Source organism: Nocardia sp. NPDC059691, from assembly GCF_042733915.1.
GTDB classification, from domain to species: Bacteria; Actinomycetota; Actinomycetes; order Mycobacteriales; family Mycobacteriaceae; genus Nocardia; species Nocardia sichangensis.
Genome location: NZ_JBHWFB010000003.1, coordinates 627,801 through 652,739, shown reverse-complemented (window position 1 = coordinate 652,739; position 24,939 = coordinate 627,801). Strand labels below are relative to the sequence as shown.

Annotated in this window: 24 protein-coding genes; 12 read left to right on the top strand and 12 right to left on the bottom strand. The window is 67.1% G+C overall.

From position 1 onward, the window contains the following. Positions 1–143 precede the first annotated feature (143 nt). On the bottom strand, positions 144–1,250 hold the full coding sequence (locus ACFV2O_RS10310; protein WP_379251554.1) for a PQQ-dependent sugar dehydrogenase: 1,107 nt from the start codon (positions 1,248–1,250) through the stop codon (positions 144–146). A 119-nt stretch (positions 1,251–1,369) separates the two neighbouring features. Between ACFV2O_RS10310 and ACFV2O_RS10305 the strand changes: the two genes are divergently transcribed. Beyond that, positions 1,370–2,251 (top strand): DoxX family protein, encoded by an 882-nt coding sequence (locus tag ACFV2O_RS10305; RefSeq protein WP_379251553.1) that lies wholly within the window; start codon positions 1,370–1,372, stop codon positions 2,249–2,251. Between the two features lie 210 nt (positions 2,252–2,461). On the opposite strand, the gene ilvD is transcribed toward ACFV2O_RS10305, so the two are convergent. Together ilvD and ACFV2O_RS10295 are read right to left on the bottom strand one after the other, a co-directional pair. Next, complete coding sequence (ilvD, locus tag ACFV2O_RS10300) at positions 2,462–4,303, bottom strand: dihydroxy-acid dehydratase (RefSeq protein ID WP_355080634.1); 1,842 nt, start codon at positions 4,301–4,303, stop codon at positions 2,462–2,464. A 336-nt stretch (positions 4,304–4,639) separates the two neighbouring features. Then, on the bottom strand, positions 4,640–5,149 hold the full coding sequence (locus tag ACFV2O_RS10295; protein ID WP_379251552.1) for a PH domain-containing protein: 510 nt from the start codon (positions 5,147–5,149) through the stop codon (positions 4,640–4,642). 426 nt (positions 5,150–5,575) lie between these two features. Between ACFV2O_RS10295 and ACFV2O_RS10290 the strand changes: the two genes are divergently transcribed. From ACFV2O_RS10290 to ilvC, 3 genes are all read left to right on the top strand, one after another. After that, entirely contained in the window at positions 5,576–7,510 is a 1,935-nt protein-coding gene (locus ACFV2O_RS10290; protein ID WP_379251551.1) for an acetolactate synthase large subunit, read from the top strand. Further along, complete coding sequence (ilvN, locus tag ACFV2O_RS10285) at positions 7,507–8,010, top strand: acetolactate synthase small subunit (protein ID WP_039799659.1); 504 nt, start codon at positions 7,507–7,509, stop codon at positions 8,008–8,010. Before ACFV2O_RS10290 ends, ilvN begins: the two co-directional genes overlap by 4 nt. Positions 8,011–8,236: 226 nt before the next feature. Beyond that, entirely contained in the window at positions 8,237–9,238 is a 1,002-nt protein-coding gene (gene ilvC / locus ACFV2O_RS10280) for a ketol-acid reductoisomerase (RefSeq protein WP_174372187.1), read from the top strand. A gap of 72 nt (positions 9,239–9,310) precedes the next feature. Here the strand turns inward: ilvC and ACFV2O_RS10275 are convergent, their stop codons facing one another. Further along, the gene (locus tag ACFV2O_RS10275; RefSeq protein WP_379251550.1) at positions 9,311–9,703 is read right to left on the bottom strand and encodes a hypothetical protein; all 393 of its coding nucleotides are present in this window, start codon (positions 9,701–9,703) and stop codon (positions 9,311–9,313) included. Positions 9,704–9,953: 250 nt separating this feature from the next. Next, complete coding sequence (locus ACFV2O_RS10270; protein ID WP_379251549.1) at positions 9,954–10,568, bottom strand: TetR/AcrR family transcriptional regulator; 615 nt, start codon at positions 10,566–10,568, stop codon at positions 9,954–9,956. Positions 10,569–10,665: 97 nt separating this feature from the next. Here ACFV2O_RS10270 and ACFV2O_RS10265 point away from each other — a divergent pair, with 97 nt between their 5' ends. From ACFV2O_RS10265 to ACFV2O_RS10250, 4 genes are all read left to right on the top strand, one after another. Next, on the top strand, positions 10,666–11,130 hold the full coding sequence (locus tag ACFV2O_RS10265; protein ID WP_379251548.1) for a nitroreductase family deazaflavin-dependent oxidoreductase: 465 nt from the start codon (positions 10,666–10,668) through the stop codon (positions 11,128–11,130). A gap of 180 nt (positions 11,131–11,310) precedes the next feature. Further along, the gene (locus ACFV2O_RS10260) at positions 11,311–12,354 is read left to right on the top strand and encodes an acyl-CoA thioesterase (RefSeq protein WP_379251547.1); all 1,044 of its coding nucleotides are present in this window, start codon (positions 11,311–11,313) and stop codon (positions 12,352–12,354) included. A 31-nt stretch (positions 12,355–12,385) separates the two neighbouring features. Beyond that, positions 12,386–13,270 (top strand): MoxR family ATPase, encoded by an 885-nt coding sequence (locus tag ACFV2O_RS10255; RefSeq protein ID WP_195042272.1) that lies wholly within the window; start codon positions 12,386–12,388, stop codon positions 13,268–13,270. A gap of 146 nt (positions 13,271–13,416) precedes the next feature. Continuing rightward, on the top strand, positions 13,417–14,841 hold the full coding sequence (locus ACFV2O_RS10250; protein WP_379251546.1) for a VWA domain-containing protein: 1,425 nt from the start codon (positions 13,417–13,419) through the stop codon (positions 14,839–14,841). Between the two features lie 122 nt (positions 14,842–14,963). Here the strand turns inward: ACFV2O_RS10250 and ACFV2O_RS10245 are convergent, their stop codons facing one another. Then, the gene (locus ACFV2O_RS10245) at positions 14,964–15,587 is read right to left on the bottom strand and encodes a TetR/AcrR family transcriptional regulator (RefSeq protein ID WP_379251545.1); all 624 of its coding nucleotides are present in this window, start codon (positions 15,585–15,587) and stop codon (positions 14,964–14,966) included. Positions 15,588–15,617: 30 nt separating this feature from the next. On the opposite strand from ACFV2O_RS10245, the gene ACFV2O_RS10240 reads away from it, so the two are divergent. Beyond that, entirely contained in the window at positions 15,618–16,004 is a 387-nt protein-coding gene (locus tag ACFV2O_RS10240) for a DUF6463 family protein (protein WP_379251544.1), read from the top strand. A gap of 61 nt (positions 16,005–16,065) precedes the next feature. Here ACFV2O_RS10240 and ACFV2O_RS10235 read toward each other — a convergent pair whose 3' ends face one another. The 4 genes from ACFV2O_RS10235 to ACFV2O_RS10220 form a co-directional block, all read right to left on the bottom strand. Further along, a complete protein-coding gene (locus ACFV2O_RS10235; RefSeq protein WP_379251543.1) occupies positions 16,066–16,536 on the bottom strand; it encodes a hypothetical protein in 471 nt (156 codons plus the stop codon). Between the two features lie 429 nt (positions 16,537–16,965). Beyond that, positions 16,966–17,589 carry a GNAT family N-acetyltransferase gene (locus ACFV2O_RS10230; RefSeq protein WP_379251542.1) on the bottom strand — a complete coding sequence of 208 codons (624 nt, stop codon included), beginning with the start codon at positions 17,587–17,589 and terminating at the stop codon, positions 16,966–16,968. A gap of 14 nt (positions 17,590–17,603) precedes the next feature. After that, complete coding sequence (locus ACFV2O_RS10225) at positions 17,604–18,500, bottom strand: HNH endonuclease (protein ID WP_379251541.1); 897 nt, start codon at positions 18,498–18,500, stop codon at positions 17,604–17,606. A 115-nt stretch (positions 18,501–18,615) separates the two neighbouring features. Continuing rightward, a complete protein-coding gene (locus ACFV2O_RS10220; RefSeq protein WP_379251540.1) occupies positions 18,616–18,885 on the bottom strand; it encodes a hypothetical protein in 270 nt (89 codons plus the stop codon). Positions 18,886–19,650: 765 nt separating this feature from the next. On the opposite strand from ACFV2O_RS10220, the gene ACFV2O_RS10215 reads away from it, so the two are divergent. Both ACFV2O_RS10215 and ACFV2O_RS10210 read left to right on the top strand, forming a co-directional pair. Continuing rightward, complete coding sequence (locus ACFV2O_RS10215; protein WP_379251539.1) at positions 19,651–21,030, top strand: hypothetical protein; 1,380 nt, start codon at positions 19,651–19,653, stop codon at positions 21,028–21,030. Next, the gene (locus ACFV2O_RS10210) at positions 21,027–21,572 is read left to right on the top strand and encodes a GNAT family N-acetyltransferase (RefSeq protein ID WP_355080606.1); all 546 of its coding nucleotides are present in this window, start codon (positions 21,027–21,029) and stop codon (positions 21,570–21,572) included. The genes ACFV2O_RS10215 and ACFV2O_RS10210 overlap by 4 nt, the downstream gene beginning before the upstream one ends. Before the next feature lie 134 nt (positions 21,573–21,706). Here ACFV2O_RS10210 and ACFV2O_RS10205 read toward each other — a convergent pair whose 3' ends face one another. Both ACFV2O_RS10205 and ACFV2O_RS10200 read right to left on the bottom strand, forming a co-directional pair. Then, positions 21,707–22,726, bottom strand: a complete 1,020-nt coding sequence (locus tag ACFV2O_RS10205; RefSeq protein ID WP_379251538.1) for a Gfo/Idh/MocA family oxidoreductase — start codon at positions 22,724–22,726, stop codon at positions 21,707–21,709. A 56-nt stretch (positions 22,727–22,782) separates the two neighbouring features. Further along, positions 22,783–23,784 (bottom strand): LacI family DNA-binding transcriptional regulator, encoded by a 1,002-nt coding sequence (locus ACFV2O_RS10200; RefSeq protein ID WP_355080602.1) that lies wholly within the window; start codon positions 23,782–23,784, stop codon positions 22,783–22,785. Between the two features lie 254 nt (positions 23,785–24,038). Here ACFV2O_RS10200 and ACFV2O_RS10195 point away from each other — a divergent pair, with 254 nt between their 5' ends. After that, on the top strand, positions 24,039–24,935 hold the full coding sequence (locus ACFV2O_RS10195) for a TIM barrel protein (protein WP_379251537.1): 897 nt from the start codon (positions 24,039–24,041) through the stop codon (positions 24,933–24,935). Positions 24,936–24,939 lie beyond the last annotated feature (4 nt).

Genomic DNA, 24,939 nt, shown 5'->3' with positions numbered 1-24,939 from the left:
CGCGTCCGTGCGGCCGACGCGGCCGCGACTATGTCGCCAGCGGCGGTCGCTCGGACGCGAGCCATAAGAGGGCCGCGAACACCCAGCGCCGCAGGCGCTGGAAAAATCAACACAGCACACGCCGCGCCCGCGCGGCCAACAACTCAGTCCGGTCCGCCGCCTCCGGCCTGGGGCGGCGGGATGCGGACGACGCGGTCGTCGAACGGTCCCGGTTGGCCGTCGGTCTTGTTCACCGTGGTCACCCAGATGGTTCCGTCGGCGCCGACCGCCGCGCCGCCGAGTTGCCCGTACTTGTCCTGCGCGGTCAGCGTCGGCGTCGCGGTGACCGCGTGGGTGGTCGGGTCGGCGGCGGCGATGGCGAGGGCCTTCGCGCGGGTCATCGAGATCGCGACACCGTCCGAGGCGGCGGCGCACCCGGCGACGCCGGGCCGATCCGGCCAGGTCCACATGGTGGTGACCACGCCGTCGCCGCCGAGTCGCTGCAGCCGGTCCTCGGCGGCGGTGCGGTCGGTGATCCAGATGCTGTCCTTGCTGTCCCGGCACACGTCCCCGGCGGTCCCGATGCCCGAGACGGCGACTTCCGGCGTGAGTGTGCGGCCGGGCACCGGGGAGTTCACGCGCAGCAGCTTGCCCGCGAGGGAGCCGGCCGAGGCGGCCGCGCCGGGATTGCCCGCGTCGCCGGTCAGCACGAGCATCTGGTCGGACGAGGCGAATTCGATCGCGCCGTGATTTCCGCTGGAGCCCTTGGGGATTCCGGTGAGCACGTCCTTCGGTGAGCCGCCTTCGGCGATGCGGACCACGCGGTTGTCGCTGCCGGTGGTGATGTACGCGTACATCAGGCCGTCTTCGCTGTAGGTCGGGGACAGCGCGATGTCGCTGAGGCCGCCGTCGCCGGAGCCGTCCACGTCCAGCCGGGCGATCTCGACCGGCGGCTGGTCGGGCACCACCTTCAGGATCCGCCCGGTCCTGCGCTCGGCGACCAGCGCGCCGTCGGGAAGCGCGACCAAGCCGCCGGTGGTGTCCAGGCAGGTGGCCACCACCGCGGGGTCGGGATCGATGCACGGGCCGCTCGGCCGGGTGGTCGAGGTGGGCGGCTGGCTCGGTTTCTTCGGGTCGATGTTGGCTCCGTGCAGGGTCGGTTCCGGGGTGAACGGACTGGACGCCGAATCGTCGAACCGGGCGCATCCGACCAGCAGGACGGAGCCGAGCGCCAAGCTCGCCGCGACGCGGCCCACGACAACCAAACTCATAGCCCAGACGTTACGGAAATTCCGTCGCCCGCGCCCTTCCGGGTGGGGGTGTCGCGCGCGCACTGACACGCCGCGCTGTACTTGCCCGCCCCGGTGCGGTGCGGCATAGGGTATTGGCCGTGACCGACAAGCCGAAAGACACGCCCGAATCCGAGGCCGGGAACGCCGCTCCTTCCACGGCCGAGCAGGCGGCGGTGTCGTCCACCGGTCGGGGAGTGACCAGCCCGTACGATTCGCCGACCGAGCAGTTCGAGCGGGTGGATCCGGCCCAGCGGCCGCAGCTGTCCAAGGACGTCCCGCGCACCGAGGAAGAACTCGGGCTCGAGCCCGAGGTCCCCGCCACCGGCGCGAACAGAACCGCTGCGGGCGCGACAGCGGCGCCCACCTACGACTACGCCAGCATCCCACCCGCCCCGGCCCCGCCGAGCGACACCGCGCGTCTACGTCGCCGCAACGGCGAGGTCCGCCGCGGCACGCTCGATCTCGGATTGTTGCTGCTCCGCTTGGTCGTCGGCGCCACTTTCCTCTACCACGGCCTGCAGAAGCTGACCGGCTGGTTCCACGGCCCCGGCCTGGACGGCACCCGCGACATGATGGAGCGCGGCGGCTGGGACCACCCGAGCGTGTCCGCCCTCCTGGTGACAGCGGGCGAGGTCGGCGGCGGTGCGCTGCTGATCCTCGGCCTGCTGACTCCGCTGGCGGCCGGTGCGGTGCTCGCGGTCATCCTGGACGCCTGGGCCTGGAAGCAGGGCATGGCCCCCGGGTTCCAGTACAAAGCCGGTCCGGGAGCGGTGGAATACGAGAGCGTCCTCGCGGGCGTCTCGGCCGTCATCATCCTGACCGGCCCCGGTCGCCTGTCCTTCGACCGCAACCGTGGCTGGGCCATCCGCCCCGCCTCCGGCTCCTTCGTCATCCTGCTTCTCGCTGTGGCGGCCGCGGTCGGCGCGTACTGGTACCTGCACGGCGGCAACCCACTGACGGGCATCGGCCCCTTCGACTGATCAGGACGAACAAGAGGCCCTTCATCCCGTAACGGGATGAAGGGCCTCCGTCGTTCGCCACCTGAGGCTGCCCGTGACAACTGATTTCGCATGGACATGGGTAACTCGCCGGGTACGCCCAGAAACCGTGACCCACCTGACGCAGGACCTGCGACCAGGTCCTGTCGCACCGAACTCGTACGGCCTCGAGACCCCGAGAGGCGGGGGAGCCTAAGGCACGTGGCGGACAGCGCCCTTGTCGGCTGAGGTCGCCATCGCGGCGTACGCCCGCAGCGCGGTCGTCACCGGACGATCGCGGTTGACCGGCTGCCACGGCCGTTCGGAGGCTTCCATCTTCGCGCGGCGCTCGGCGAGCGCCGCATCGTCGACGAGGACCTCGAGCGTGCGGGTGGTCACGTCGATGCGGATCTGGTCGCCGTTCTCGATCAGGCCGATGACACCGCCGCTGGCCGCCTCGGGGGAGATGTGCCCGATCGACAGGCCCGAAGTGCCGCCGGAGAAGCGGCCGTCGGTGATCAGCGCGCACTCCTTGCCGAGGCCGGAGCCTTTCAGGAAGGCGGTCGGGTGCAGCATCTCCTGCATGCCGGGGCCGCCCGCGGGCCCTTCGTAGCGGACCACGATCACGTCGCCCGGCTTGATCTTCTTGCCGAGGATGACCGACACGGCCTCCTCCTGCGAGTCCACCACCACCGCGGGGCCCTGGAAGGAGAACAACTCCTCGTCGATGCCCGCGGTCTTGAGCACCGCGCCGTCGGGCGCGATGTTGCCGCGCAGCACGACCAGGCCGCCTTCCTTGGTGTAGGCGTGCTCGAGGTCGCGGATGCAGCCGCCCTCGGCGTCGGTGTCCAGCGACGACCAGCGGTTGTCGGTGGAGAACGGCTCGGTGGTGCGCACCCCGCCCGGGGCGGCGTGGAAGAGTTCGATGGCTTCCTGAGAGGCCTTGCCCGAGCGGATGTCCCAGGTGTCGAGCCATTCGTCGAGGCTCGCGGTGTGCACCGTGGTGACGTCGGTCTCCAGCAGGCCCGCCCGGCGCAGCTCGCCGAGGATCGCGGGGATGCCGCCTGCGCGGTGCACGTCCTCCATGTGGTAGTCGGAGTTGGGCGACACCTTCGACAGCGTGGGCACCCGGCGGCTGATCTCCTCGATGGTGTGCAGATCGAAGTCGACCTCGCCTTCCTGCGCGGCGGCGAGCGTGTGCAGCACGGTGTTGGTCGAACCGCCCATCGCCACGTCCAGCGCCATCGCGTTGCGGAACGCCTTGGCGTCGGCGACGTTGCGCGGCAGCACGGACGCGTCGTCCTCGCGGTACCAGCGGTTGGCGATGTCCACCACCACGGTGCCCGCCCGCTCGAACAGCGCCCGGCGCGCGGCGTGCGTCGCGAGGGTGGAGCCGTTGCCGGGCAGCGCCAGACCCAGTGCCTCGGTGAGGCAGTTCATCGAGTTCGCGGTGAACATGCCCGAGCAGGAACCGCAGGTCGGGCACGCGGAGCGCTCGACCTCGGACAGACCCTCCTCCGACACCGCCTGATTCGCGCTCGCGGAGATCGCGGTGATCAGGTCGGTCGGCGCCTGCGCGACCCCGCCGACGACGACGGCCTTGCCCGCTTCCATCGGCCCGCCGGAGACGAACACCGCCGGAATGTTCAGCCGCATGGCCGCATTGAGCATGCCCGGGGTGATCTTGTCGCAGTTGGAGATGCAGACCAGCGCGTCGGCGGTGTGCGCGTTCACCATGTACTCGACTGAGTCGGCGATGATCTCGCGCGAGGGCAGCGAGTAGAGCATGCCGCCGTGACCCATGGCGATGCCGTCGTCGACGGCGATGGTGTGGAATTCGCGCGGCACGCCACCGGCGGCGCGCACCGCGTCGGCCACGATCTCGCCGACGTTCTTCAGATGCACATGGCCGGGGACGAACTGGGTGTAGGAGTTCGCGATGGCGACGATCGGCTTGCCGAAGTCGGTGTCGGTCATGCCGGTGGCGCGCCAGAGAGCGCGTGCGCCTGCGGCATTGCGGCCGATGGTCGTGGTTCGTGAACGAAGCGGTGGCATTTCGATGGTCCTCGGGTCGCGGGGGCTGACGTGCGACGGCGCAGAGCGTGCTCGGCGGAGCACCACGTTACTCCCGGTGGGCGTGCCCACCTGCTGGGTGGTGTGGCGTCTCATCGCGGTCGGCCGGGTCGGGTGTGTCGCCGGTGCGTGGTGTCGCGGGCGACGACGGTGACGCCGGAGGTACCGGAACGTCGGGGTGGGGACGAGGAGGATCAGTGCTCCGGGGAAATCATCCCATCACTCGACCGCAACCTCCCAACGGCGGCGAATGTTCCGCTTCGGCGCGATGGGGCTCGAGCCGGGCAACTGGAGCGTCGGTCGGTGTGACCGAACTCGCTACGTCGCGCTGTCGCGTCGCGTGCCTTCTTCGGCGTTCTCGCCGGACTTCGCCAAGCCATTGGTCGCCGGATCGCCCTCGGTATTCGAGGTCCCGCTACTCGCGTCCGCGGGTTCGGCGGGGGACTCTCCCTTCGCGGGTTCCCTCGGCTCCGCGAACGGGTCCGGAATCCGTCCGCCGGAGAAAGCGGCCAGATCGCGCAGCCGGTCATAACTCACCGCGGGCAACTTCACTTCGCTGCCGTCGGTCAGGTCGGCGCGCACGTACCCACGCTTCGGGATTCGCACACCCTTCACCTGCGCCCAGTCGAGGTGGCGGGAGCCGAACAGCGTCCGCAAATCCAGCCCCGCGTCCGAGACGCCGGTCTGCGTCCGCAGCACCCAAGCCAGCACCGCGACGGGGATCAGCAGCAGCCACCACAGTCCGGCGGGCCAGCCGACGAAGGGGAAGAACACGCACATCAGCAGGATGAATACGCCCAGGAACGCCAGCCGTGGGATGCGGATCACATGGGCGTCCGAGGCGCCACCCGTATCCGTCGTCCCCGCGGGTGTGTGGGACGATTCAGACGGTGGCACGGACTGATGCGGTGATGACACACCACCATCCTCGCATCCTGACGAACGGACACAAGCAACCGCACTCTCCCACATAATGGGACACACGGGGTCATCTGTTTGACTCTTCGGTTCACACCCGCTTAACGTCGTGCGCGTGAATCGAAACGAGTTGCTCGTAATCGGCCGGCGCGTCCAGCGTTGAGCCTGACACACTGAGTCGAATACGTCAGCTCGCGTTGCGACGCGCCACCCTCGATCAGCCCTGCGCTGTCGGGGGCTTTTTTATGTTCGGACTAATGTCCGGCATGGCGAAGCGCAAGACACCGCTGACACAACATCCGGGGTCGGAACCACAACCAGTAAGGAACGAAGACGGTGAGCGCACCTACCGCACGGCCCGGGCCTTCGGCCCGTAGGCCAGCGCCTTCGGCGAATCAGCAGGCCACGCCCGCTGCCAACGCGACGTCCGCGGCCAACCGCCGCCAGCTCCCGCCCGAGCGGGTCACCGGCGCGCAGTCGGTCATCCGGTCGCTCGAGGAGCTCGGCGTCGACACCGTATTCGGCATTCCGGGCGGCGCGATCCTTCCCGTCTACGACCCGCTTTTCGATTCCACCAAGGTGCGCCATGTGCTCGTCCGCCACGAGCAGGGCGCGGGCCACGCCGCCACCGGTTACGCCCAGGCGACCGGCAAGGTCGGTGTGTGTATGGCCACATCCGGCCCCGGCGCGACCAACCTGGTCACCCCGATCGCCGACGCGCAGATGGACTCCGTCCCGATCGTCGCCATCACCGGCCAGGTCGGCCGCGGCCTGATCGGCACCGACGCGTTCCAGGAAGCCGATATCTCCGGCATCACCATGCCGATCACCAAGCACAACTTCCTGATCACCGAGGGCATCGACATCCCGCGCATCATCGCGGAAGCGTTCTACCTCGCCGCCTCGGGCCGTCCGGGCGCCGTGCTGGTCGACATCCCGAAGGACGTGCTGCAGGCGCAGACCACCTTCACCTGGCCGCCGGAGATGCGGCTGCCCGGCTACCGTCCGGTCACCAAGCCGCACGGCAAGCAGGTGCGCGAGGCCGCGCGGATGATCATGGAAGCCAAGGCTCCCGTGCTCTACGTCGGCGGCGGCGTGATCAAGGCCGATGCCTCTGCCGAGCTGCTGCAACTGGCCGAGCTCACCGGCATCCCCGTGGTCACCACGCTGATGGCGCGCGGCGCGTTTCCCGACAGCCACCGCCTGAACATGGGCATGCCCGGCATGCACGGCACCGTGGGCGCGGTCGCCGCGTTGCAGCGGTCGGATCTGCTGATCACCCTGGGCGCGCGGTTCGACGACCGCGTCACCGGTCAGCTGGACTCCTTCGCGCCCGGCGCCAAGGTCATCCACGCCGACATCGACCCGGCCGAGATCGGCAAGAACCGCCACGCCGACGTCCCGATCGTGGGCGACTGCCGCGAGGTGATCGTCGAGCTCATCGAGACACTGAAGGCCGACCCTTCGGCGGGCGACGCGCTGCCGCTGCACCTGACCGACTGGTGGACCTACCTCGACGGCGTGCGCGACGCCTACCCGCTGGGCTGGACCCCGCCCGCGGACGGTTCGCTGTCGCCGGAGTTCGTCATCGAGGCGCTCGGCCGCCTGGCCGGACCCGACGCGATCTACTGCGCGGGCGTCGGCCAGCACCAGATGTGGGCCGCCCAGTTCATCAAGTACGAGAAGCCGCGCACCTGGCTGAACTCCGGTGGCCTGGGCACCATGGGCTACGCCGTCCCGGCGGCCATGGGCGCCAAGATGGGCGCGCCGGACAAAGAGGTGTGGGCGGTCGACGGTGACGGCTGCTTCCAGATGACCAACCAGGAGCTGGCCACCTGCGCCGTCGAGGGCGTCCCGATCAAGGTCGCGCTGATCAACAACGGCAACCTCGGCATGGTGCGCCAGTGGCAGACGCTGTTCTACCAGGAGCGCTACTCCAACACCGACCTTGGCACGCACACCCTGCGCATCCCCGACTTCGTGAAGCTCGCCGAAGCCCTCGGCTGCCACGGCATCCGGGTGGAGCGCGAGGAGGACGTGGAGGCCGCGATCCGCGAGGCGCAGTCCATCAACGACCGTCCCGTGGTGATCGACTTCATCGTCGGCAAGGACGCCCAGGTGTGGCCGATGGTCGCCGCGGGCACCAGCAACGACGAGATCATGGCCGCTCGCGGCATCCGCCCGCTGTTCGACGACGACGAGCAGGCCTCCGAGCCCGCGGTCATCCACACGGCGATGTCGCACGAACAGAACAAGGTGAACAACGGATGAGTACCACGCATACCCTCAGCGTTCTCGTCGAGGACAAACCGGGCGTGCTGGCACGGGTCGCGGCGCTGTTCTCCCGCCGCGGCTTCAACATCGAGTCGCTGGCGGTCGGTGGCACCGAGCTCCCCGAGATCTCGCGCATGACCATCGTCGTCACCGTCGAAGACCTGCCGCTCGAGCAGGTCACCAAGCAGCTCAACAAGCTGGTGAACGTCATCAAGATCGTGGAGCAGGATTCCGACAGCTCGGTGGCCCGCGAACTGATCCTGGTGAAGGTGCGCGCCGACGCCAGCGTGCGGACCCAGGTGATCGAGGCCGTGGGGCTGTTCCGCGCGAAGGTCATCGACGTGTCGCCGGACGCGCTCACCGTCGAGGCGACCGGAACCCGGTCCAAGCTCGACGCGCTGCTGCGGATGCTCGAACCGTACGGCATCCGGGAGATCGTGCAGTCCGGTGTCGTCGCGGTGGGGCGTGGACCGAAGTCCATCACCGCCACCCGATGAGCTGACGAGCGGCATACCGATGGGGCCGACCGCACAGCGGCGGCCACACGCTAGTCTTTCTGCGATCGACGGTTGGCGTGCCGCCTCCCCGCTCACGCGGGAATGATCCCCTCCCGCGGCTGCGGGGGTGATCCGATCCAGAACAACGTAAATCCGCACCGGCGCAAGCCGGTGTGCCCCGCCTCGCGCGGGGATGATCCCGGAAGGAACCACAGTGGCAGTCGAGATGTTCTACGACGACGATGCCGACCTGTCGATCATCCAGGGCCGCAAGGTCGCTGTCATCGGCTACGGCAGCCAGGGTCACGCGCACTCGCTGAGCCTGCGCGACTCGGGCGTCGAGGTCCGCGTCGGTCTGGCCGAGGGTTCGAAGTCGCGTCCGAAGGCCGAGGAGGCGGGCCTGACCGTCGGCACGCCCGCCGAGGTCTCGGAGTGGGCGGACGTCATCATGGTGCTCGCGCCCGACACCGCGCAGGCGTCGATCTTCACCAATGACATCGAGCCGAACCTGAAGGACGGCGACGCGCTGTTCTTCGGCCACGGCCTCAACATCCACTTCGGCCTGATCAAGCCGCCGGCGAACGTCACCATCGGCATGGTCGCCCCGAAGGGCCCGGGCCACCTGGTGCGTCGTCAGTTCGTCGACGGCAAGGGCGTTCCGGCGCTGATCGCGATCGACCAGGACCCGAAGGGCGAGGGCCAGGCGCTGGCGCTGTCCTACGCCAAGGGCATCGGCGGCACCCGCGCGGGCGTCATCAAGACCACCTTCAAGGAAGAGACCGAGACCGACCTGTTCGGTGAGCAGGCCGTGCTGTGCGGCGGCACCGAGGAACTGGTGAAGACCGGTTTCGAGGTCATGGTCGAGGCCGGTTACGCGCCGGAGATGGCCTACTTCGAGGTGCTGCACGAGCTGAAGCTGATCGTCGACCTGATGTACGAGGGCGGCATCGCGCGGATGAACTACTCGGTTTCCGACACCGCCGAGTTCGGTGGCTACCTGTCGGGCCCGCGGGTCATCGACGCCGACACCAAGAAGCGCATGCAGGACATCCTCAAGGACATCCAGGACGGCAGCTTCGTCAAGCGTCTGGTCGCCAACGTCGAGGGCGGCAACAAGGAGCTCGAGGCGCTGCGCAAGAAGAACGCCGAGCACCCGATCGAGGTCACCGGCGCCAAGCTGCGCGGCCTGATGAGCTGGGTCGATCGCCCGATCACCGAGACCGCCTGATACCCAGGCCGATTCGCGCGGTGGCCCGCTCCGGAGTTCCGGAGCGGGCCACCGGCGTCTTTCGCGGAGTTTCTAACTGCTGCCGAACGAGCCTGTGCCCGGGAAGCCCTGGCCCCAGCCTCCGCCCTGGCCCCAGCCCTGATTCCAGCCTCCGCCCCAGCCTTGGTTCCAGCCTCCGTCGCCCCAGCCTTGGTTCCAGCCTCCGCCGCCCCAGCCACCACCCTGGCCCCAGCCAGGACCGCGGCCATAAGGTGGTGCGCCGTAGTGCGGTTTGTCGACCAAGACGTTGTTGTGGCAACTCCAGTCCTGGAACGGGCCGAAGGCGCACTGGTTGTAAGCCGGAGTGACACCGGGTGTGCTCGGGGTGGCGGAGGCGGGCATCGCCAGCGCGGTCAACGGAATCGCGGCGATCGCACCGGCGACGGCCACGCGAAAGATACGGCGTGCGCTGATTGACGAGAACAACGTAAATCCTTTCGGTCTGCGGCGAGCGTCTCCGCCCGCCATCCCCCCGTTGCGGGGTCCGCCCACGGCCCACCCCCGCAGACAGAGCTTGGATCTACGGTCACTGCTTCGCGGTCGCGCTTACCGACGGCACAGCGACTGCATAGCTACACTCTTGCGCACTCGCCGCCGAAGGTCACGGGTGTTCTCTCCCCTGCGGGGCAAATCGAACCGAGGTATTAGGGAGTTCCCCTATCGCCGCACCCTGCGATCAACCGAAGAGCGGCAGCACCGTGTCCACTATGTCCGCAGGCGACGGCAGTGACGTGAACGCGCTCGCTGGGCTCAGGTGGCGTTGCAGCGCGCGCTGATGCGCCGCGCCCACCAGCAGCAGCGCTGCCGCGCGCAGATTTACGGCGCTCGAGGCAGAGGGCTGCGCGGCCGCGAGCCGCGCCTGCATCGCGTCCACCGCGCGGTGCGGACCGATGTCCGTCTCCTGGGCGCGGTCGAGGTAGCGCGCGCGTAGTTCGGCGTCGGATTGGATCGCGGCGGCGACGGGGATCGTGGCGACGAAGAAATCTTCCAGCGCCTCCATCAGGGCGACGAGATCGGCCCGCAGGTCTCGGTGCGCGTCGATGTCGCCGAGGACGTCCTTGACCGGTCGCAGGTGTCGCTGGACCACCGCCTGCAACAGCCCGGTCCGGTCGCGGAAGTGATAGAAGATGCTCGACTCGGCGACACCGGCGCGGTCGGCGACCCCTTTCGTGGACAGCCGCGCCACACCCTCCTCGGCGAGGATTCGCTCCGCGGCGGCGATCACCGCGTCGCGGACGCCCGTCGAGGGACGCCCACGGCGGCGTCCTTCGACCCGGCCGGATGTCGTCACGAATCCTCCGATCGTTCGTTCGTCACCCCTTGCAGTATGCCCGACGCGGTCGTATTTTCTGAGTAGATACTCAGTAAATATCTTGGAGGTGACCGATATGTCCAGCCAGGCTTCGGTGCGACCGTCCCAATCGCGTATCCAGCGCACCGGGGACGCGGTCGTCAGGTCGTTGCTCCGGTCTCCGCTGCATCGGGTGCTCAGCGGCAGGTTGCTGCTGGTCACGGTGCTCGGGAGGAAATCGGGGCGCGAGTACACCAATCCGGTCGGATATGCCGACCATGACGGAGCGCTGCTCGTCGGCACGACGGCCGGATGGCGGCGCAATCTCCGCGACGGTGAAGCCGTGCGTGTTCGGCTGCGCGGCAGCGAGATTCGTGCCAGAGCCGAAGTGATCGCCGACGAGGCCCGGCTCGCCGCGCTCGCTCCGGTGGTGGTGTCGGCGAATCCGATCCACGGGCGCTACGCGGGCATCGAACTGGAGCCGGACGGGACGGTCGATCGCGACGATCTGCGGCGAGCCATGGCGAACGGGTATGTGATCGTTCGTCTGAGCCCGGTCTGAGGCGGGCCGGGTCGTCGCCCGGGTCCGTTTCGCGCCGTCCGGATCGCTCTCCCGCCGCCGCGCGGTGTAGCGACCGTCTGGTTACTCGCTCGTACGGCGGCTGGGGCCTAGGGTTCTTCCGGACAACGAGGTCGGAGAAATGTACATCCGGAGATTCCCTGTCCGAACGGATTCCGCACCGTGGCCCACTCGATAAAACTCGACCGCACCGTGACCATCCCGACCTCGGCCGGCCGCCGACCCGAGGCGATCCACCGATTTCTCGTGAAGCCCGACGACGCGGGCATCGTCGGATCGGTCGACGGCGGCAAACTCCTGGAATGGATCGACAAGGTCGCCTACGCGGCGGCGGCCCAGTGGAGCGGCCGCTACTGCGTCACCGCCTACGTCGGCAATATCCATCTCGACCGGCCGATCGCGGTCGGCGAGCTGGTCGAATTACACGCGAATCTGGTCCACACCGGGCGCACCAGCATGCACATCCTGGTCACCGTCTATTCGACCGACCCCACCCGTGTGCAGCCGGTGCAGTCGGCGCAATGCCTGACGATCTTCGTCGCCGTGGACGACGACCGGCGCACCGTGGAAGTGCCGCAATGGAATCCCGCCACGCTGCTGGAATTGCAGCGGCACCGCCAGGCGCGAGCCCGGGTCTCGGTGCGCAAGCTGATCGAGGAGGCGATGGCCGCGCAGCGGTACACGTCGGCGGGCACCGCGCCGAGCGCCACGCTGCGGTTCCTGGCCGCGCCGTCGGACATCAACTGGGGCGGCAAGGTGCACGGCGGCCGCACGATGCGGTGGATCGACGAGGCGGCCTACGTCTGCGGTGCGGACTGGGCGGGGCAGCGGGTCATCACTTCGTACTTCGGCGGCATCCGCTTCTACCGGCCGATCGTCATCGGCCATGTCGTCGAGGTCACCGCGCGGCTGATCCACACCGGCCCGCGCAGCATGCACCTCAGCGTGCATGTGACCTCCACCGACGCCCACTCCGACGAGCCCGCGCTCGCCGCGCACGGTCTCGCCGTGGTCGTCGCGCTGGACGCCGACGGCAAAGCGCGGCCGGTGCCGCAGTGGGAGCCGGTCTCCGAGGAGGATCGCGCGCTCGACGCGCACGCCAGGCACCTCATCGAACTGCGCTCGCTGGTCGAGCCGTTCACCGTGGCGAGCGCCGTGCCGTCGGACGCCGAGCCGAGCCATTTCCGCATACCTGCGCCGAGCTGAGGCCCAAGCGTCCGGTCTAGACTAGTTACCGATGAGTAAGTTCTTCGCGTCGGTGGACGAGGTGACCGGGCGTCTCACCGAGGCCGGGTACCTCCCGTCCCTCGATATCGCCACCGCCGTGTTCCTCGCGGGCCACCTCGGCAAGCCCCTGCTGATCGAAGGCCCGGCGGGCGTCGGCAAGACCGAGCTGGCCAAGGCCGTCGCCGCGGCGACCACGTCCGACCTGGTGCGGTTGCAGTGTTACGAGGGCATCGACGAGGCCCGCGCCCTCTACGAGTGGAACCACGCCAAGCAGCTGCTGCGCATCACCGCCTCGGACGACGAAGGCTGGGACAGCACCCGCGACCACGTCTTCACCGAAGAGTTCCTCCTCGCGCGCCCGCTACTGGCCGCCATCCGTAACCCGCGCTCCACGGTGCTGCTCATCGATGAACTCGACAAAGCCGATGTGGAGTTGGAAGGCCTGCTGCTCGAGGTGCTCGGCGACTACCAGGTGAGCATCCCGGAACTCGGCACCGTCACCGCGGTGCGCAAGCCGTTCGTGATCGTGACCTCCAATGCCAACCGCGAGCTGTCCGAAGCGCTCAAGCGGCGGTGCCTGTATTTGCACATCGATTACCCGACGGCGGAATTGGAGCGGGCGATCGTGCGGATGAAGGTTCCGGAGCTGGACGAGGCGCTGGGAGAGCCGGTGGTCCGCGTGGTCGGGGCGTTGCGCCAGCTTTCGTTGCGCAAAGCGCCGTCGATCGCGGAGACCGTCGATTGGGCGAAGACACTGGTCGCTCTGGGTGCGCGCAATCTATCCGGTGGCGTCGTCCGCTCGACGCTCGGTGTGCTGTTGAAATATCAATCCGACCACCGCGTGGCGATCGAGCGGCTCGGACTCGATCTGGATGCCGAGCAAGGAGGACGGTGAGATGAAGCGCCCCCTCGGGCTCGCGCCACTCCTGCCGTTCGCAACCCAACCCGCCCCGAGGCTCGGCGCGTCTGCTCCCTCGAACCGGACTTACCGTCCGGGCGGATCATTGCGCTGCTTGTGGCGCGAGGTTGCCGGAGTCGAGCATGAGCATCGCTGAAAACCGCCTCGGCGAGACGGGCCGTCGAGGCTCCGACTCGATAACCGATCGCCTCGTCGAGTTCGTCGGACTCCTGCGGGATCACGGCATCAACGCCGGGCCGAGTGAAACCATCGACGCGGCTGAGGCGATGATCGCCCTCGGAATCGATGATCGCAATCGTTTGCGTTCCGGCATGGCCGCCTGCCTGCTGCGCCGCAATGGCCAACGCGCCGTGTTCGATCAACTCTTCGACCTGTATTTCCTTACCGCCCAACAGCCACAGTCCGTCGATCCGTCGACGCCCGAATCCATCGAAGCGCTGCGAGATCGGCTCGTCTCCACACTGGCACAGGACGATTCGGAGTCGGTCGCCGAACTGGCCCGCCAGGCACTGACCGAACTCGGCGGCTACGGCGGCGCGGGCGCCGGGCAGTCCACCGCGCCGGTCACCACCGCATCCGGCGCGGGCTGGTCCTCTTACCTGACCATGAAAGCCCTACGCCCGGAAGAACTCATCGATCGCGTCGTGGCGGGCATGAACGGCTCCTCCCAGCTCGACACCACCGTCCACACCATCGAGGCCAACCGCCGCCTCGCCGCTTTCCGCACCGCCGTCCAAACCGAGGCCCGCCTGCGCTCGGCACAGCTGCGCGGCACCGAATACATCGCCCGCCGCGGCGTCGAATCCAGCACCGACCAGATCGATTTCCTCGGCGCACGCGAACAGGACCTCGCCGAAATGCGCCGCCTGGTCCACCCTTTGGCCCGCAAACTCGCCACCCGCCTCGCCGTCCGCCGCCGCAAAGCCGTGCGCGGCCAGATCGACCTACGCCGCACCCTGCGCCGCTCCATGGCCACCGGAGGCGTCCCCATCGACCCGGTCCTGCGCGCCCGCAAACACGGCCGCCCCGACCTGGTCGTCCTCGCCGACATCTCCGGCTCGGTCACCGGCTTCGCCGAATTCACCCTTCAGCTGATCCAGGCCCTGCAAGACCAATTCAGCAAGGTCCGCAGCTTCGGCTTCGTCGACACCTGCGACGAGATCACGCACTTCTTCACCCCCGGCGAACCCCCGACCCCCGGCACCGCCGCCCGAATCATCCGCTCCACCAAGGTCGCCCGCTTCGGCAGTTCGAACTACGGCGAGGCCTTCCAAGGCTTCCTCGACAACTACGCCGACGCCCTCGGGCCGCGTACGTCGGTTCTCATCCTCGGCGACGGGCGCACGAACCGCACGGAGCCGAATCTCGCTGCGGTGCAGACCATTGCCGACCGGGCGAAGCACACCTACTGGCTGAATCCCGAGCCGTCTCGGTCATGGTCGACGGGGGATTCCGCCGCCCACGTGTACGCGGCGAACGTCACGATGCACGAGTGCCGAAACGTCAAGCAGTTGACCGAGGTCATCGCGCGTTTGTTACCAGCGTGAGTCGGCCGCTGCGACGGTGTCTTATCTGGCCTGCTCAGTTGGCTGGTACTGCCACCGCTCCGTCCCGCTGACCACATCTGGGCTCGGTCGGCTGGCGCGCCGCCGACAACACCAAGCCCTGCTCAACTACCACCAGCGCTGCGGCCGCCTACTTGAACACCAGTCCGGCGCAGCTTGTGGATAACGGCGGCTGTCGCGGTAGCGGTGACGTCGTCGACCCAGTCCGGAATGGCCACCGCGTTCGCGATGTATTCGCGGACGAGCCCGTAGGGAATCGCCTTGACGGCAGCCACCGCGACCGCCATGTGATGCTCGTCGGCCTCGCCGCATTCCGCCGCGACGGCGGCACGCAGCGCGTCGTTCATCCGGTCGTTGACTCCTGCGATATCCGCACGCAACTCGGCAGAGCCCACTTCGAGCAGTTCCTCGCGCCGGAACATCTTCATCGCACGAGCTTCGGTGGGATGCTCGCGGCAATATCGCGGCAGGTGCATCGCGGCGGCGAGCAGTGGGTCGGCTCCCGACAGCGCGGCGACGAATCCGATATGGAAGCGCTGGATCGAGCGCAGCCACAGTCGTGCGAGCAACTCTTCGCGGGAAGCGAAGCGCACGTAGATCGATCCGGTGTGGACGCCGGAAGCGGCACTGATCGCGGCGATGGTCGGCCTGGTCGTCGCCGGATCGGCCAGCAAGTCGCGTGCGGCGTCGAGGATCTGCTCATCGGTGAAGCGCCGGGGTCTTGCCATGGGGGACAGCCTAAGGCAAGGTTTCGGAATATGGATTCAAAAACTCCCTTTCCGATCGCGGGCAGTCTTCTCACATTCATCGGATCGGCACATACCGCGCTCGGCGGCGTCATCTGGGCGACCGGTCGCGAGGAGACCGAACTCGCCTTCTGGTTCACGGCGTTCGGCGTCGCCGCCGTCGGCTTCGGCGTCGCCGTGATCGAGACGGAACGAACCCGCGGCTACGTACCAGCGCCGATCCTCGGCGCAATCGCTGTTCTGACCGCGTTCGGCCTCGTATTCGAGCCGGTGTCAGGGTTTCTCACCGTCCTGATACCGCTGGCCATCGGTGTCCGCGGGTGGGTGCGCCACCGGCGTATTGCCGCGGTCCCGGCAGGGTGGACCGAACCCCGCTCGGCCACGTCTCACCGGACGTGACTCTGCTTCGCGCCGTCACGAGCCTGACCGAGATCGCAGTTGCGACCGCCTATCAGATGGGCTACGAGCCGACGCCGCCGATGTCAGGGCGCCCCTGGCCGAGCACGCCGCGCTGGATCGTTCCGCCACTGGTCGGAACACCTCGGTCGTGAACTACGGTTCCGCTCGGGCGAAGGAAGGTCCCGGCGGCCAAGGCCACCGCGGCGCCGACCGCCGGGTACACCAGGTCGTCGGTGTGCCGATACCAGAAGGTGGCGTAGCGGCTGTCGGTGGTGTCGCACAGGTCATCGATCACCCGGGTGTCCGTTGCCTGGTCGACACAGATCCCGACGTGAATCGGCTGCGCGGTGTCGGTGGCCGGCGTGGTCGGGATGACCCGAGGAATGGTTGTCGTCGGTGGCGGGGTAGTGGTGGTCGTCGGCGGAGTCGTGCGAGCCGGGGTCTTCGAGGTGGTGTAGACCGTGGTGACGATCGGGCGGGGAGCAGCGGTGCCACCAGCCCCACACCCACTCGACATAAGCGCCGTAGCCACCAGGGCAGGCAATGTGTACGAGACACGGCGCGACGCCATGACCCGCTTCTGTCCTTGATCGCAGCCCGATGCGCCGCTCATACATTCCCCTCCGGTTCATACGCCCCACTGCCCGAACCGCCCGATGCTAGCAATGCGCAAGCGTGCGCACGGTTGATCCGCGGTTCGTGAAATGCCAATTGCCAGAATGTTTTTTCCCGCGCTGGCCCCGGAATCGTTCCTATGCAGAAGCAGTTGACGGAGTTCATCGCGAAGCTGTTGCCGTCGTGACTCAGCCGCCGAGACGGTGTCTGATTCCGGATGTGATCCGAATCCGCTTCCGCGTACGGTGCGCTTGCCGATGAGGGGATAACGCCGGATGCCCTACATGACCTTCGTCGATGGCGGACAGGAATCGCTGCATGGAAGCGCTGAGCCGCAGCTCTTTCCTCAGTGTGCAGCAGCACCCTGCTGGTCCACGTGAGCCTGTTGAAGATCGCGCATCAGAACATCGAATCGTGGCGCATCGGGCCAATCCGGGCGCAGTGTGCCGACGCGGTGCCACCCCCAGCGGCGATAGTTGTCATACGCCCGGCGGTTATCCGGTCGGACAAGCAGCGTCGCGCGCCGTTCCGGCCGACCCTCAAGTAGTTCGTCGTGCAGGGCACGCGCAATACCCTTCCCCGTAAACTGCTTGCGCACCATGATCTCGCTGAACGCGAATGTGCGAGAGCCGTTCTCTGAGGTGAAGGACGCTTGGTCGCCCTCGTCAAGTTTCAGTCCGTCCCACCACGCGGTCTTGGCAGTGAGCGGCCAACCCCATGCCTGGCCGCAGAGTTCGCCGTCGAGGCGGGCGATCACCAGCTCGAAGGCACCAGCCCGGGCGGGATCGGTGTAGGCGGCGAACCGGTGCATGAACGCTTCGGGCGACTCGAACTCCTCGCCGGACTCGATCGCGTCAACGTAGGAGTCTCGGAAGATAGTTTCGACCTCGTCGCGTAGTTCGCGTGCCTGCGCGGCGGTGTAGCGCTGAAAGTAGATGTCAACCATCGACGGGGAGTGCTCAAAGGTCATTTTGACTGCATTGGTCAGCTAGCTTCCTTGAATTCGGCGAACCGTTCCTCGAGTCGCTCCGCCGATGGCCAGTCCTTCCGCCGCTGCGGTAGTGCTAGTGGCTGACCGTCCATTGCTTGTAGCCCGTAACGCAGCATCGGACCCTTGTCCGGGTCCCGCATCAGCTGTGCGCCGACGTGGATTTCGTACCCGGGAGAGATGCCAATCAGATTGCTGTCGTAGGCGGCGTGGTGGATCTTGCAAAGACTCAGGCCGTTGTCGACATCGGCCGTACCGTGCTCCTTGCCGTCTCCGATGATGTGGGCGGCGTCCAGCAATTGCGCGTGACGTACCTTGCACATCGCACAGCGGTTGTCGTAGGCCAGCAGAACCCGGCCCCGGAACTCCGGCTGGTGTAGTCGTTGCTTCGTCACACGTTGGACGTAGGCGCGCTCGATCGGTTTGAGATGCAACGGATCGCTGACTTCTCGCAGACTCTCGTCCAGCGCCAGGATGAACCGTTTGCCCGGCTGGTCGTCCGCAACGACGTAGACAGGAAATACCGGGACGTACCGGATCGCTGAACCGATCTTGATCCATCGCAGCAGGATGATGGGTAGTGCTAAGTCGTACGCGCGCCTCAACTTGGTGTTGTCGCCTCGGACGTTGCCGTCTCGATATGCATAGGCATAGAGAGAATCGCCAACTTCCTCATCGTCGTAGGGGCTGTCGGGCTTCGAGAGAATCGACAAGGTGGCGGCGAATTGCGAAGGATTCCAGATTCCCTTGTTGCGGTCGATCAGCCGATAGGTCTCGGTGCCGACCTCGAACTCGGTCAGCTCCTCGCGAGTCAGCGAACCCTGCTCCTGGACTCGTCGCGCCAGGTGATCGAAGATCATCTGGCGCAGCTCGCGCTCCACCTCGCTCTCCATGTATGGAGTGTGCCATGGTCACCACAGATCAACTGTCTTACGAGGTCCCTTGTGCCAGAGTGCCTCGTGCAGTCGGCCTCCGAGAAGCACGGGATCCATACAGTCACCGATGTGCTCATGGCAAGGCTGACACGGTCGAGCCTTCAAGTCCGTCCGTGGGTGTGGTCTTTGGATCACGTCTGAGCGGAAACGGTTCAGTCAGGGCTCTCGAGCCGAGCTGGACCACCTCGGCCAGTGTGACACGGTCGAGCATCAGCTCGAATTCGTTACCCGATGTGCCGAACACGAAGGTTACGTAATCACGGTCCTCATCGACAACGGTTCTCACGGGGCAGCCTTCATACGTGCTGACCCAGCTGCCGATGGTCAGTCGGTCCCATGTCATCGTTGCTTCTTCTCGCCTATCGCGCTCGACGTCGACGAGGCAGGGCACATGCCCGGATGGCTTCGATTACAGCCAGCCCTGACGGGCGGTAACTGTCACGTGGCGGGTTCACCCACACTCGAAATCCATGGCGGTCGGCGGGCGATGGGAGTGCGATTTGGGCGCCGAGTCTGGCAACGGACGCGTTGAGGCGGAACAGTTCGCCGAACAGAGCCATGTTGTCGTTGGGGACATCCGGTATGACGAGGAAGGTCCACCGCTTGGAGCGGGGATGCGAGACGATCGGGCCGGGCCGAATGCCGCGCCCCTGCATGTGAACTTTGATGGAAGCGCCGAGTTCGGCTGGAACGGTGATTCCTCCGACGCTGCCCGAGGGGATGAAGATCTGGCGGAGTTGCGGCTGTACACGCGCAGGCAGACCGCAAATCTCCCTGTAGAAACGGCATCTCGACATCAATGTGTCTGACGGTATGCCGTGCACGAGTGGCGTTTGGTGCGTCGCGCCACCCGTCGCATATCTGTGAACGGATCGCATTCCTTGCCTCCTGCTCCAGTCGATCGAAGACGAGCACCTGACGCCGCAGAGCCTGAAAGCGCTTCGGCGTGGGGTGCTGTGGCTAGATTCCGCCTCGAAGTGGCTTTGCGGGAACGCCTGTTTGAGGGAGGACATGGGGAGAATCGGGAGATGTCGAGCTGGTTCGGGCCTGGGGGCCTGGGGCGGATGCAATGATTTGGCTGCGGGTTACCGAACGAGGGGGACGGGGCTTGTCTGAACCGAATCACCAGCTCAGAGCGGCACGAGCTCGAACGAAGTCCGAAGTCACGGGGCATCCGTTGTCTCGTGCGGAACTCGCCGACGCGGTAAACGCCTGGGTTTATCGGCGAACAGGTCGGGTTGTTCAACTGTCGGGCAACTACATCGGGAAGTTGGAGCGCGGCGTCTTCCACTGGCCGAACGCGGACTACCGCGCCGGGCTGAGGGCCGTACTCGGCGTCGCGACTGACGCCGAACTCGGTTTTCGCCCGGTCGAGCGCGGAACCGGCGGCGATACCATGGAGTCGGACGATCCACCGATGTTCCTGCCGAGCGCGGCGAAAGAGGTTGACGACGTGCAACGCCGAACCTTTCTGCTCAGCGCGTCAGCCGCCGGTGTCGGTATGGCCTTCGGATTGGAGTCGGCTCGGCACGGCCTGAATCGCGCTGTGTCAGAGGGTGTTCCGGTCGATCTGGAGGACTGGAACGAGATAGTCCGCGAATACGGAGCCGCATACGTCACCCACACGTCCACCGAGTTGCAAGAGATGCTGTTGGTGGATGTCCTGAGTCTCGAGGCGGCGCTCGGTTCATCGCGGAGCGCTAGCCAGCGCCGCGAGCTGTACAGGATAGGCGCTCTTTTGAGCCAGTACATGGCTCAATCAATCGGGGACCTCGGCCGCCGACGCGAAGGGGCGCGGTGGTGGCGCACGGCTCGCTACGCCGCAGATTGCTCAGGCGATCCCCACACCATCATGTTCGTGCGGGGACGCAAAGCCATCCGGGGGATCTATGACGGACTGGATCCTGAAGCCATCATCGAGGAGGTCGGCAAATGCGATCCCCTGATCGCGGACGGTCCGGCAGTCGGGAGACCCAGCCTGCTTGCTGCGCGGGCCCAGTCCTTCGCTTTGTTGGGTCGCGCGGACGAGGCGGAGTCGTCATTGAACGATCTGCGGGAGACATTCGCAGCTCTGCCGTCTTCCATGACCAAGGATCACGGCTGGCACTGCTGGGCATATCCGGAAGAACGAGTCAGATTCACCGAAAGCTTCGTGTACTCCCATCTCGGCGATAGCCGCCGGGCAGAAGAGGCGCAGGCGGCGGCGCTCAACCTGTATCCGCCGAATAGTCGGCGCGGGCCGGTCCAGATCGAGTTGCAGCGTGCCATCTGCTTGGTCTCGGCAGGAGACCCAACTGAGGGTGCTGGTCATGCAACTACCACCTTGGCGGGTTTGCCGATCGAGCACCGGACGCGGTTTGTCATGGGTTTGGGGGAACAAGTCCTCGCGGCCGTACCGAAGGGTCAGCGGCGCATGCGCAGCGCTCTGGAACTCCACGAACTACTGCGGGACGACGCCTTTTGTCGTGAGAAGGCCATCGGGTCATGACCTCGCGCCTGCTAGATCTCGCCCACTACGACGCCGCTGAGGCACTCGAACTCGAAGACGAACTCAAGGCCCTATACTTCGACTCCCACCGCGAGCAGCAAGACAACCCGTGGTACAGCCCAGTGCGATTCTGGGAACGACTCGAAGAAATGTACGCACCGATAACAGGCTTCGAACTGGTCGCGGGACGAATAGACGGCCGGATGATCGGCTATGCCTTCGGCACTCCCTACAGCAGACCACAAGCGGTGTGGAAGAAAGCAATTCGGGTCTACCCGCAATCGGCCCCGGAAACAGAGGGCGCACCCGTCTACATCTTTCGCGAGTTCGCCGTACATCCCGACTACCAAGGCCAAGGTTTCGCGAGGACCATCCACGATGCCTTGCTGACCCGGCGGCCGGAATCACTGGCGTACCTGCTGGTGCGAGTCGGCAACCCGGCCCGCGCCGCATACGAGGCATGGGGTTGGCGTGTGATCGGCCAAGACCAGCCGTTCGCCGACTCTCCGATTATGGATGAGATGGCCCGGCTGTTGAGCTGACTCATCCATTGCCGGTCACGTGCGCCCGCAGGAAGAGCGCAAGCTCATCGAATAGCTCCGCGATGCCCATATGAGTCTTCCGCCGACAACCTGATCACTGAATCGGAATGTCGGCTCCCGACCCCGGGTATCTCTCAGCGCCGTACCTCTGCTATTTCGACAGCCCTACCCTGTCGCCGCGACAGCTCGCATGCCTCTGCTACATAGAACGCCTCCAGAGCCTCCGCCGGAGTGCAGGGACTATCGAGCCGCCCGGCCGCAACCTCGATGAACGCCGCCAGCTCCTCCGCATACGCCGGACGGAACCGTTCCATGAAACCCCCATAGGGAGGGTAGGGGGAGGGATTGTGATCGGGTTCGACGGAAATCAGCGGCGAGCGGTCGTCCAATCCGACGATGGCATTCCCGCTGGAACCCAACGCTTCCAGCCGAACGTCATACCCAGCCCCGTTGTACCGGGTCAGCGATACGGTGGCCAGCGTCCCATCATCCAGACGCAGCACCACCGCCGCCGTGTCGACGTCATCCGCTTCGGCGAAGAACGCCGCGCCCCGGTTCGCCCCGAGCGCATACACCTCGACGATCTCTCGCCCCGTCACCCAACGAATGATGTCGAAATCATGCACCCCGCAGTCGCGGAAGATCCCACCCGACCGCGGAATGTACTCGGCGGGCGGCGGGGCCGGGTCGAGTGTGGTCGCCCGCAAGGTATGCAGCCACCCCAGCCTGCCGGAGCGGATCGCTTCGCGCGCCGCGCGGTAGCCGGCGTCGAACCGGCGTTGGAAGCCGATCTGGACGGGCACCGAGGAGTCGCGGAGGTGATCGATGACGGCGAGGGTCCCGGCGATATCGGCCGCCACGGGCTTTTCGCAGAACACGGGGATCCCAGCGTCGACGGCGCGAATGATGAGTTCGGGGTGGGAGTCGGTGGCGGTGGCGATGATCAGGCCGTCGAGGTCGGCGGCGAAGAGGGTGTCGAGGTCGGGGGCGAATTCGACGCCGAGGACGGCGGCGGTGGTGCGGGCGCGGTCGGCGTCGGCGTCGGCTACCAGGACGGTGGCGACGTTCGGGAGCTTCTTCAGGGTCTCGGCGTGCGAGGTTCCGATGCGGCCGGTTCCGGCGAGGCCCAGCGTGACGGGTCGGTGAGGTGACATCGGCTCTCCTTATATATGGACGCGACGTATGTCGGCGGGCCTCCGGGCCCGGTGGTTCAGCGTGGGGCGGCTGTGGTGGAGCGGACGACGAGTGACGGTTCCACCCGGCGGCGGGCCGGGGTGGTGCGGCCGTCGCGGAGTCGTTCGGTGAGCGCGTCGATCGCTAGGCGGCCCATCTGGATGCGGGGCTGGTCGATGGTGGTCAGCGCGACGTGACGCAGTGCGGCAAGCGAGGTGTTGTCGTAGCCGACGACCGAGACGTCCTCGGGCACCCGCAGGCCCGCTTCCTCCAGCGCGGACATCGCCCCCACGGCGTTGAAGTCGTTGCCGCAGACCAGAGCGGTGGGGAAGTTGTCGTGGGAGAACAGGTTCAGCAGTTTGCGCACCGCGGCCATGCCCGCGGAGTCGGTGTGCTCGCTCGGCACGACCATCGGTTCCAGGCCGTGGCGCTGCATGGCGGCGCGGTAGCCCTTGCGGCGCGGGGCCGAGGTGAAAGCGCCGCCGCCGTCGAGGTGCACGATGCGCCGATGTCCGAGCATGACCAGGTGGTCGACGGCCAACCCGGTGCCGACCTCGCCGTTGTCGTTGACCGTGTCGATCTCGGTGACGGTGGACGTGCGGGATACCAGCACCAGCGGAGCCTGCTGCGCCGCTGCGCGAATAGCGGCGGCGGGCAGGATCGGCGACAGCAGGATGATCCCTCCGGGACGGAAGGAGAGCAGGCTCTCCAGCGCGGTGCGCTCGCGGGCGGCGGTGCGTCGGCCGGTGTTGAGGATCAGTTCGAGGCCGGCGGCCTGGGCGGCGGCGTCCATCCCTTCGACGACGTCGGCGAAGAAGGCGTTGCGCAGGTCGGAGACCATGACGCCGACGATGTTGGAGGTCCGGCTGGCCAGCGAGCGCGCCATGATGTGCGGTTGGTAGCCGAGGTCTTTCGCCGCGTCGAGCACGGCGCGGCGACGGTGCTCGCTGACCTTCGGGGAGTTGCGCATGACCAGCGAGACGAGGGCGCGGGAGACGCCGGCGCGGGCGGCGACGTCTTCCATGGTCGGTCGTGCCATGTCGCCTCCGTTCCGCGTTCGCAGGCCTTTTCGGCTCGGACGATACAAGCTCCGCGCGGGCTGATCAATAGAGCGCTCTAATCGGACTTCACGAGTGGCGTATCGGTTCGGGCCAGGCGCTCACAGCCGAATATCGCCTGGTAATTGCGTTTTGGCGACGCGCTGACGACTCTTGACACGCTATGACCTGCGTTACATAGTTGGAGCGCTCCAATAGAGCGGTTCACCTCGACATCGAAGGTCGGAGAGCACCGATGACCGAATCCCTCTACCCGCTGCGCATCGCGGCCGCGCCGATCTCCTGGGGAGTATGCGAGGTCCCCGATTGGGGCCACATGCTCGACGCGCACACCGTCTTGGCGGAGATGGCCGCACTCGGCCTGACCGCGACGGAACTCGGTCCTCCCGGCTATCTGCCACGCGACCCAGGTGAGCTGCGCCGGTTGCTGGAGACCTTCGGACTCACCGCCGTCGGCGGATTCCTCGCCGCCGTGCTGCACCGCGACCGGCAGGACGCCGTCGCCCGCGCCGAGGACACCGCCGCCCAGCTGGCCGCCGCGGGCGCGGAAGTCCTCGTCCTCGCCGCCGCGACCGGTTTCGACGGGTACGACGCGCGCCCGCAACTGGACGGCTCCGAGTGGAGCGCCTTGGTCGACACGGCCACCGCGATCCGGGACGTAGCCGCCGCGCACGGCCTGCGCACGGTGCTGCACCCGCATGTCGGCACCCATGTGGAGAGCGAGGCCGAGGTCGAGCGGTTCCTCGCTGATTCCGATCTCGACATCTGCCTGGACACCGGGCATCTGCTCATCGGCGGCACCGACCCGGTCCGGCTTGCGCGACGGCACGCGGAGCGGATCGGGCACATTCATCTCAAAGACGTGCGCGGCGCGCTGGCCGATCAGGTCCGTGCCGGAAAGCTGGACTACAGCTCGGCCGTGTGCCGTGGGCTGTATGTGCCGCTGGGCGAGGGCGAGGTCGACATCGCGGCACTCGTGCACACCGCGCGGGCCGCGGGCTACCGGGGCTGGTACGTGCTGGAGCAGGACGCCGCGCTGCGGCCGGGCGAGTCGGCGCGGCAGGCGAGCGACGACACCGGGCGCAGCCTGCGCCACCTCGCGGACATCGCGCTCGCCGCCGCGGGAATCTGAAGGA

Excerpts from the sequence above, each read along its gene's own strand:
- ACFV2O_RS10250 (WP_379251546.1), top strand. The coding sequence starts at position 13,417 with ATGAGCATCGCTGAAAACCGCCTCGGCGAGACGGGCCGTCGAGGCTCC.
- ACFV2O_RS10245 (WP_379251545.1), bottom strand. The coding sequence starts at position 15,587 with ATGGCAAGACCCCGGCGCTTCACCGATGAGCAGATCCTCGACGCCGCA.
- ilvN (WP_039799659.1), top strand. The coding sequence starts at position 7,507 with ATGAGTACCACGCATACCCTCAGCGTTCTCGTCGAGGACAAACCGGGC.
- ilvC (WP_174372187.1), top strand. The coding sequence starts at position 8,237 with ATGTTCTACGACGACGATGCCGACCTGTCGATCATCCAGGGCCGCAAG.
- ACFV2O_RS10240 (WP_379251544.1), top strand. The coding sequence starts at position 15,618 with ATGGATTCAAAAACTCCCTTTCCGATCGCGGGCAGTCTTCTCACATTC.
- ACFV2O_RS10195 (WP_379251537.1), top strand. The coding sequence starts at position 24,039 with ATGACCGAATCCCTCTACCCGCTGCGCATCGCGGCCGCGCCGATCTCC.
- ilvD (WP_355080634.1), bottom strand. The coding sequence starts at position 4,303 with ATGCCACCGCTTCGTTCACGAACCACGACCATCGGCCGCAATGCCGCA.
- ACFV2O_RS10210 (WP_355080606.1), top strand. The coding sequence starts at position 21,027 with ATGACCTCGCGCCTGCTAGATCTCGCCCACTACGACGCCGCTGAGGCA.
- ACFV2O_RS10310 (WP_379251554.1), bottom strand. The coding sequence starts at position 1,250 with ATGAGTTTGGTTGTCGTGGGCCGCGTCGCGGCGAGCTTGGCGCTCGGC.
- ACFV2O_RS10265 (WP_379251548.1), top strand. The coding sequence starts at position 10,666 with ATGTCCAGCCAGGCTTCGGTGCGACCGTCCCAATCGCGTATCCAGCGC.
- ACFV2O_RS10225 (WP_379251541.1), bottom strand. The coding sequence starts at position 18,500 with ATGGAGAGCGAGGTGGAGCGCGAGCTGCGCCAGATGATCTTCGATCAC.
- ACFV2O_RS10230 (WP_379251542.1), bottom strand. The coding sequence starts at position 17,589 with ATGACCTTTGAGCACTCCCCGTCGATGGTTGACATCTACTTTCAGCGC.
- ACFV2O_RS10255 (WP_195042272.1), top strand. The coding sequence starts at position 12,386 with ATGAGTAAGTTCTTCGCGTCGGTGGACGAGGTGACCGGGCGTCTCACC.
- ACFV2O_RS10205 (WP_379251538.1), bottom strand. The coding sequence starts at position 22,726 with ATGTCACCTCACCGACCCGTCACGCTGGGCCTCGCCGGAACCGGCCGC.
- ACFV2O_RS10200 (WP_355080602.1), bottom strand. The coding sequence starts at position 23,784 with ATGGCACGACCGACCATGGAAGACGTCGCCGCCCGCGCCGGCGTCTCC.
- ACFV2O_RS10220 (WP_379251540.1), bottom strand. The coding sequence starts at position 18,885 with ATGACATGGGACCGACTGACCATCGGCAGCTGGGTCAGCACGTATGAA.